At 62.7% G+C, this 7,111-nt stretch carries 9 protein-coding genes and 1 pseudogene; 9 read left to right on the top strand and 1 reads right to left on the bottom strand.

The window, feature by feature from the left end:
• From EN935_RS16100 to EN935_RS16090, 3 genes and pseudogenes are all read left to right on the top strand, one after another.
• Positions 1-1,555 (top strand): DNA alkylation response protein (locus tag EN935_RS16100; RefSeq protein ID WP_164771155.1); only part of this gene is annotated, 1,555 nt, incomplete at its 5' end.
• Positions 1,556-1,749: 194 nt separating this feature from the next.
• Positions 1,750-2,318 (top strand): annotated as a pseudogene (locus tag EN935_RS16095) (hypothetical protein).
• Positions 2,318-2,659: a DUF6105 family protein gene (locus EN935_RS16090; RefSeq protein ID WP_127263465.1), complete on the top strand. Its 342-nt coding sequence runs from the start codon at positions 2,318-2,320 to the stop codon at positions 2,657-2,659. Before EN935_RS16095 ends, EN935_RS16090 begins: the two are co-directional and overlap by 1 nt.
• Here the strand turns inward: EN935_RS16090 and ruvX are convergent.
• Positions 2,577-3,083: a Holliday junction resolvase RuvX gene (gene ruvX, locus EN935_RS16085; RefSeq protein ID WP_127263463.1), complete on the bottom strand. Its 507-nt coding sequence runs from the start codon at positions 3,081-3,083 to the stop codon at positions 2,577-2,579. The genes EN935_RS16090 and ruvX overlap by 83 nt on opposite strands.
• Before the next feature lie 122 nt (positions 3,084-3,205).
• Between ruvX and EN935_RS16080 the strand changes: the two genes are divergently transcribed.
• From EN935_RS16080 to EN935_RS16050, 6 genes are all read left to right on the top strand, one after another.
• Positions 3,206-3,913: a metal-dependent hydrolase gene (locus EN935_RS16080; RefSeq protein ID WP_109669097.1), complete on the top strand. Its 708-nt coding sequence runs from the start codon at positions 3,206-3,208 to the stop codon at positions 3,911-3,913.
• A 24-nt stretch (positions 3,914-3,937) separates the two neighbouring features.
• Entirely contained in the window at positions 3,938-4,354 is a 417-nt protein-coding gene (locus tag EN935_RS16075; RefSeq protein ID WP_109669095.1) for a hypothetical protein, read from the top strand.
• Entirely contained in the window at positions 4,351-5,208 is an 858-nt protein-coding gene (locus EN935_RS16070; RefSeq protein ID WP_245468757.1) for a radical SAM protein, read from the top strand. Before EN935_RS16075 ends, EN935_RS16070 begins: the two co-directional genes overlap by 4 nt.
• Before the next feature lie 184 nt (positions 5,209-5,392).
• On the top strand, positions 5,393-5,680 hold the full coding sequence (gene gatC, locus EN935_RS16060; protein WP_109669093.1) for an Asp-tRNA(Asn)/Glu-tRNA(Gln) amidotransferase subunit GatC: 288 nt from the start codon (positions 5,393-5,395) through the stop codon (positions 5,678-5,680).
• A gap of 7 nt (positions 5,681-5,687) precedes the next feature.
• Complete coding sequence (locus tag EN935_RS16055) at positions 5,688-6,143, top strand: GNAT family N-acetyltransferase (protein ID WP_109669091.1); 456 nt, start codon at positions 5,688-5,690, stop codon at positions 6,141-6,143.
• A partial coding sequence (locus EN935_RS16050) for an amidase (protein ID WP_164771154.1) occupies positions 6,143-7,111 on the top strand: 969 nt, incomplete at its 3' end. The genes EN935_RS16055 and EN935_RS16050, both read left to right, overlap by 1 nt.

Below are 7,111 nucleotides of genomic sequence, written 5' to 3'. Positions count from 1 at the left end.
CCAGCTCGCGGAGCGCTTTTCCGATCCGGTGCGCAAGGATCTCGACGGGCTCGGCCGTTTCGTGCTGACGCAGGAGGCGCAGGAACTGGCGCGCCTCGCCAATGTCGAGACGCCGAAGCTCAGGACGCATGATCGCCAGGGCCGGCGCATCGACGTGGTCGAGTTCCATCCCGCCTATCACGCCTTGATGCGCCGCTCGGTGGCCAACGGACTGCATTCCTCTGTGTGGGAAAACGGCGACGCCGAGATCGGCCGCCGCCATCAGGTCCGTGCCGCCCGGTTTTACCTCACCGCAGAGCTCGAGACCGGGCATCTGTGCCCCATCACCATGACCAACGCTTCGCTAGCGGCGCTGATGGCCAGCCCAAAATTGTTTCGCGAATGGGCGCCGCGCGTGACGACGCGCAAATATGACCAGAGCCAGAAGCCGCCGGTCGAGAAGACCGGGCTGACGCTCGGCATGGGCATGACCGAGAAACAGGGCGGCACCGATGTGCGCGCCAATGTGACAAGGGCGGAACGCGCCGGCAGCGGGTTTTATCGCCTGACCGGGCACAAATGGTTTATGTCGGCGCCGATGTCGGATGCGTTCCTGGTGCTGGCGCAGGCGCCGGAGGGGCTGTCATGCTTCCTCGTGCCGCGCGTTCTCGGCGACGGCTCGGGCAATGGCTTCCGCTTCCAGCGGCTGAAAGACAAGCTCGGCAACCGCTCCAACGCGTCCTCCGAAGTGGAATTCGTCAACGCCATCGGCGAGATGGTCGGCGAACCGGGTGCCGGCGTGAAGACGATCATGGACATGGTGACGCTCACCCGGCTCGATTGTGCCATCGCATCGTCGGCGATCATGCGCGCCGGCCTCGCCGAGGCTGTTCATCATGCCCGCCACCGCCAGGTGTTCGGCTCAACTTTGATCGAGCAGCCGCTGATGCAGCGCGTGCTGGCCGACATGGCGCTTGATGTCGCCGCAGCCACCGCACTGTCGTTCCGGCTGGCGCGGTCCTTCGACGAGGCGGCGAGCGATCGCGGCGAAGCGGCGTTTGCCCGCGCCATGACGCCAGTCGTCAAATACTGGGTCTGCAAGATCGCGCCGCCGTTGCTCTATGAGGCGATGGAGTGTCTCGGTGGCAATGGCTATGTCGAGGAGGCGCCACTCGCCCGCTATTATCGCGAAGCCCCGGTCAACGCGATCTGGGAAGGCTCGGGCAATGTTATGGCGCTCGACGTGCTGCGCGTGCTTGGCCGTGCGCCCGGCCTGTTCGAGGATGTGCTGGCCGGCATCGACCGCGATCTCGGCGCCGGCGGGCGCGGCACGATCGGGGTGCTGAAGGCGGCGATGCAAGTCGCTTCAACCGACGAGGGCTCGGCCCGGCTGCTCACCGAACAGCTGGCGTTGTCGGCGGCAGCGGCGGAATTGCGCCGGCTGGGGGCAGGGCGAATCGCCGACGCTTTCGTCGAGACGCGCCTGGCAGGCCAATGGCGCAATACCTATGGCATGCTCGATTCGCGCCACGATGCGCGCATGATCATCGACACGCTCTATCCGCCGGTGAATTGAGCCGCGAGCATCGCAAAAACCGGCGCCATCCACGGTTTTGAGGCGTTGGTCTGTATCCTCACGCGTATAGCTAATCGCCGTTAACCTTAACAAATGGTTTCCGTTGCGATGGCGAGCGGCAGGGCCCACTGTCCCGGTGCAAGCAGGGAATGGTTCAAATTGGCCGTCCCTTGCTTTGCGAAGCAGGAACACCGATGCGACAGGTACTGACCTCTTTTCTGTGTTGCACTGGGCGATCGTTTTCGCCCTGCTTGCGCTCATCTGCATCGACGGAAACCGCGGCGTGGCGGCGGCGCTCGGCGTGTTGGGTACCACAATCGAGGGTACCCGCTTCGTCGACCTCGACAACGTCGTTGTCGTGGCGCCGCTTGCCACCGCATTGCTTGTCGTCTCCGTGCTGTTCTTCTGGGCCTTTGTCGAAGCCCTGATCAACGACGCAGCCAGCCCTGGCGCTGACAGCGTTGCCCGCATCGCCTTCATCTCCGCATCCGGCGTGTTGTCGCTGATCGTCATCGGTGGCGCCGCGCAAGGCATCAACGGGCTGTTCATGGCTGTCGCCGTGCAGTTGGCAGCACTTCTGGCGTCCTATGTCGCAATGCTTGCCGAGCGGCGGTCCGTGGTTGCGGCAGCGGCTTCGGGCGAGGGCGAAGTCCGCGCCGTCGCGCACGGCATGGCAAAGGCCGCGGCCCACAATTCGCTGCTTTCACTCATATCGGGCCGAACGGTCTCTAAGACGGGCTCCAATCCCAGGGGAGGCCGCTGATGCGTTACATCTTCGCATTCTGGGCGGCCCCGATGGCGATTTTCTGGGGCTGGTTCTACCTGTCGGCCAATGACATCAATTTCGGCTACACCATGCTCAGCCGACAGATGCACGATTTCTTTTTTCAGCTCTATGGTCAGATGCTTGGCATCGACCCGGCGATCATCCCCGGCATGGTGGCGAAGACGTGCATCTTCGACGGGTTTCTGCTGATGGCGCTTTGGGCATTCCGCCGTCGCCGCGAAATCGCCGGCTGGGTCAAACAGCGCTGGGCGGGTCCGGTTCCGTTCGAGCGGATGCGTGGAGCGACTGAAGCCGGTCCAAAACTCCCTGCAGAATAAACGCGGCTGCCGCCGAATCGATCTTGCCGGCGCGCTTGCGGCGCGAGAAATCCATCTCGATCAGCGTCCTTTCGGCCGCGACCGTCGATAGCCTTTCATCCCAGAGCACGAAGGGCAGGTCGCTCATCTGTGCCATGTTGCGGACGAAGGCGCGCGATTTCTGCGCACGCGGCCCTTCCGACCCGTCCATATTGATCGGCAGCCCAATCACCACCGCGCCGGCATTCTCCTTCTGCAGCAAGGCGAGCAGGACCGCCGCATCGAGCGAGAATTTCCTTCGCATGATGACCGGGCGCGGATGGGCGAAGGAAAACCTCTGGTCCGAGATCGCGACGCCGATCGTCTTGTCGCCGAGGTCAAGCCCTGCCAGCGTCTTGCCGCCGGCCAGCCGCGCCGGCAATTCCTCTATCGTGATAATGCCCAACGGCCGTCCTCACCTTTCACCGCCATGTGTTCTCTCAAACGCACAACGGACACAGTAACCCTTTGATCTCGGGGCTATCGGCGTTCTATCCTTTGGCACGCCAAAAATCGAGGAATGCATTTATGAAACTGACCTGGTACGGCCACTCGGCCTTTCGTATCGAAACGGCTGACGCCAAGATCCTCATCGACCCCTATCTGATCGGCAATCCGTCCTGGACGGGCGGCTGGGAGGGACCGGCTGAGGGCATCACGCATGTGCTGTTGACGCATGGCCACAGTGACCACATCAGCGGCGCCGTGGAAGTGCTCGGCAAAAGCGGCGCCCAGCTGGTCGCCAATTTCGAGATCTGCATGTATCTGGTCGGCAAGGGTGTCAGCGACAAGAAGATCAACCCAGGCAACATCGGCGGCACCGTCGATTGCGGCAGCTTCACCACCACTTTCGTCCAGGCGCTGCACTCGTCCTCGTTCCCTGGTGAGGGCGGCCAGAACACCTATCTCGGCAATCCGGGCGGCCTCGTCCTGCATTTCCCGGAAGACAAAACGCTCTACCATATGGGCGACACCGACATCTTTTCCGACATGGCGCTGATCAACGAGTTGCATGAGCCGAAGATCGGGGTCGTGCCGATCGGCGATCGCTTCACCATGGGCGGTGCGGTGGCGGCACTTGCCTGCCGCCGCTTCTTCAAGTTCGACACAGTGGTTCCCTGTCACTTCGGCACCTTTCCGATGATCGATCCGACCGCTGACAAGTTCGAGGCCGGCCTGGAAGGATCCGGCATCAAAGTGGCATTGCCGAAAATCGGTGAGACGATTACAATTTAGAGGCAGCTAAAGCGGAATAAATCCATGGTGTTGGGACGATCTCTTTGCGTGTCCATGTTGGTCGCGGCGTCGCCCGCGCTCGCAGCGGATGATTTCATTGAGGGCGTCTACCTTCAGTCCGAGGAGCTTTGCAAACAGGCCAAAAAGGACACGCTGCAAACGCTGATCGACGCCGGCAACATCGTGCTTTCGGCGCACGGGCTGCAAGGCGTCGAATACAATTGCGAGTTCCTGCAGGTCAGCAAGGCGGCGGCTTCGCCGAGCTGGGCGGTGACGGCCATCTGCCAGGAACCGGGCTATGTCTTCCCGGATGTCCTCTCGGTGACGCAAATGAACGCCAAGCAAGTCGATCTCGTATCGGTCCGGCCGGTCGACGACGAAAGCGAGGCACGCGGCAACAGCGGCAGCTACTATCTGTGCGACGGCGTTGCCCTGCCATGACGATGCTGCAAAGGGTGAGTGCACTTCTTCGCGGCGAGCGGCCCGTGTTCCGAAAACTGGAACTGCATGTCGCGCATGGCTGCAATCTGTCCTGCGAAAGCTGCTCGCACTACTCCAATCACGCCCATGCCGGCACCGTCTCGCTCGAGGAGGCGGACCGCTGGATGGGGCTTTGGAGCCGACGGGTGTCAGTGACGCGCTTCAGCCTGCTTGGAGGAGAGCCCAGCATTCATCCGCAACTGCCGGGCTTTGTCGGGTTGGTGCGGCGGCACTGGCCGCGTGCCCATATAGAGATCGTCAGCAACGGCTTCTTCCTGCATCGTCACCCGTCGCTGCCGGCGATCCTTGCCGCCGATCCCGATGCACGGTTGGTCGTGTCGGTCCATCATGATTCCGAGGATTACCGGGAGAGGCTGAAGCCGGTTTTCGAATTGCTGGAGGGATGGCAGCGGAACCACAAATTGCGTCTCGAGATACGCCCTTCGGACAAGAACTGGACCCGACGCTACGAGGGCTTTGGCAATGCCATGTTGCCATTCGAGGACCGTGACACTCGCGCCAGTTGGGAAATCTGCCCGGCTCGCCACTGCAAGCAACTGCATGACGGGCAAATCTGGAAATGCGCACCGCTGGCCTATCTGCCGATGCAGAACGCGAAATATCGCCTGTCGGAGAAATGGGATCCCTATCTCGCCTATCGGCCGCTCGAACCGGGCTGCTCCGAGGCCGAATTGCAGGCATTCGCCGCGCTCGAGGACGAGGACGCGTGCGGCATGTGTCCGGCAAAACAGCGCTTTTTCGAATTGCCTAACCCTTTGCGTCGTCCCAAGGACCGGGTGAGCACTGCGGCCTAATGCACGTCGCCCAAAAGTGGTTCCGGTTTTGGGAGAACGACGTGCATGAAAACAAAGACCTAAAGCGCGTCGCTTGAATCCGTTCAAACTCGACGCGCTTTAGGCCTAGCACCCGGCACGATGCATGTTGCGCAGCGCGCGCGGCGCCGCTATAGCCCGAACTGGTTTTCCCCGAGGCAGAAACATGTCCGTAGATCTTCAGACAGTGAAGCGCGTCGCGCGTCTCGCCCGCATCGCGGTGAGCGAAGAAGATGCCAAACGCATGACCGGCGAGCTGAACGCCATTCTGGGCTTCGTCGAACAGCTGAACGAGGTCGACGTTTCCGGCGTCGAGCCGATGACCTCGGTGACGCCGATGGAGATGAAGAAGCGCCAGGATGTTGTCACCGACGGTGGCAAGGCGGCGGACATCGTCGCCAATGCGCCAGCGACCGAAGAGAATTTCTTCCTCGTGCCGAAGGTAGTGGAGTAGCCGGCCGATGGCAATCGAGATCGCCATTGAAACGCCGCTGCAGGACGATGTGCGCGGGCTGGTCAAGGAACTCAACGAGACCTTGCTCGAACTGACGCCGCCGGAGCACTGCTACCATCTGACGGTCGAGCAGATGGCCAGTGAGGATACGACCGTTTTCATCGCCCGCGATAATGGCCTGGCCATCGGCTGCGGTGCGCTGAAACGCCATGACGGCGCCATCGGCGAGGTCAAGCGCATGTACACGCGGCCGTCGCATCGCGGGCAGAAGATCGGCGCCAGGATCGTCGAGCGGGTCGAGACGCTGGCACGCAATGAGGGGCTGAAGCGCCTGGTGCTGGAGACGGGCGATCGTCATCCCGCCGCGTGGACCGTCTACGAACGCGCCGGGTTTTCGCGCTGCGGCCCGGTGCTGGATTATCCCGATTCCGAGTGGTCGGTGTTTTACGAAAAGAGCCTTTGATGAGCGACCTGACCCAGCTGACGATTTCACAGGCCCGCGCCAAGCTGCGCGGCAAGGAAATCACCGCGACCGAGATTACCGAGGCCTATCTCTCGGCCATCGATCGCGCCAATCCCGCGCTCAATGCCTATGTCGCGGTGACCGGCGACAAGGCGCGCGACATGGCCAAGGCGTCCGACGCAAGGCTGGTCAAGGGCGAGGGCGGTGCGCTGGAAGGCATCCCGCTCGGCATCAAGGACCTGTTCGGCACCGAAGGCGTCCATACGCAGGCCTGCAGCCATGTGCTCGACGGGTTCAAGCCGCGCTACGAATCGACCGTTACATCAAATCTATGGGCCGACGGCGCCGTCATGCTGGGCAAGCTCAACATGGACGAGTTCGCCATGGGCTCATCCAACGAGACGTCCTACTATGGCCCGGTGATCAACCCGTGGCGGCGTTCGCGCCTCGACACGGTGGTGATGCCGACAACGCATCAGGGTGACGGCGGCTTCGTCTCGGCCGGCGGCACCAGGACCGCCCGCAGCCTGGACAATGCGCAACTGGTGCCGGGCGGTTCTTCCGGCGGTTCGGCAACCGCAGTCTCCGCCTTCCTGTGTGCCGGCGCGACCGCGACCGATACTGGCGGTTCGATCCGCCAGCCGGCCGCCTTCACCGGCACCGTCGGCATCAAGCCGACCTATGGCCGCTGCTCGCGCTGGGGCATCGTCGCGTTCGCCTCGTCGCTCGACCAGGCCGGACCGATCGCCCGCGACGTGCGCGATGCCGCGATCCTGTTGAAGTCGATGGCGTCCGTCGATCCGAAGGACACGACGTCGGTCGACCGGCCCGTGCCGGATTATGAGGCGGTGATCGGCAAGCCGATCAAGGGAATGAAGGTCGGCATTCCCAGGGAATACCGTGTCGACGGCATGCCCGAAGAGATCGAGGCGCTGTGGCAGAAGGGCATTGCCTGGCTGAAGGACGCC

Origin of the sequence: Mesorhizobium sp. M7D.F.Ca.US.004.03.1.1 (genome assembly GCF_003998635.1) — a bacterium.
GTDB lineage: Bacteria > Pseudomonadota > Alphaproteobacteria > Rhizobiales > Rhizobiaceae > Mesorhizobium > Mesorhizobium loti.
This window is presented reverse-complemented; position numbering and strand designations above follow the sequence as displayed.

What these genes read in the sequence shown, in the direction of transcription:
- EN935_RS16090 (WP_127263465.1), top strand. Translation starts at nt 2,318, where the DNA reads ATGCGTTACATCTTCGCATTCTGGGCGGCCCCGATGGCGATTTTCTGG.
- EN935_RS16080 (WP_109669097.1), top strand. Translation starts at nt 3,206, where the DNA reads ATGAAACTGACCTGGTACGGCCACTCGGCCTTTCGTATCGAAACGGCT.
- EN935_RS16075 (WP_109669095.1), top strand. Translation starts at nt 3,938, where the DNA reads ATGGTGTTGGGACGATCTCTTTGCGTGTCCATGTTGGTCGCGGCGTCG.
- EN935_RS16070 (WP_245468757.1), top strand. Translation starts at nt 4,351, where the DNA reads ATGACGATGCTGCAAAGGGTGAGTGCACTTCTTCGCGGCGAGCGGCCC.
- gatC (WP_109669093.1), top strand. Translation starts at nt 5,393, where the DNA reads ATGTCCGTAGATCTTCAGACAGTGAAGCGCGTCGCGCGTCTCGCCCGC.
- EN935_RS16055 (WP_109669091.1), top strand. Translation starts at nt 5,688, where the DNA reads ATGGCAATCGAGATCGCCATTGAAACGCCGCTGCAGGACGATGTGCGC.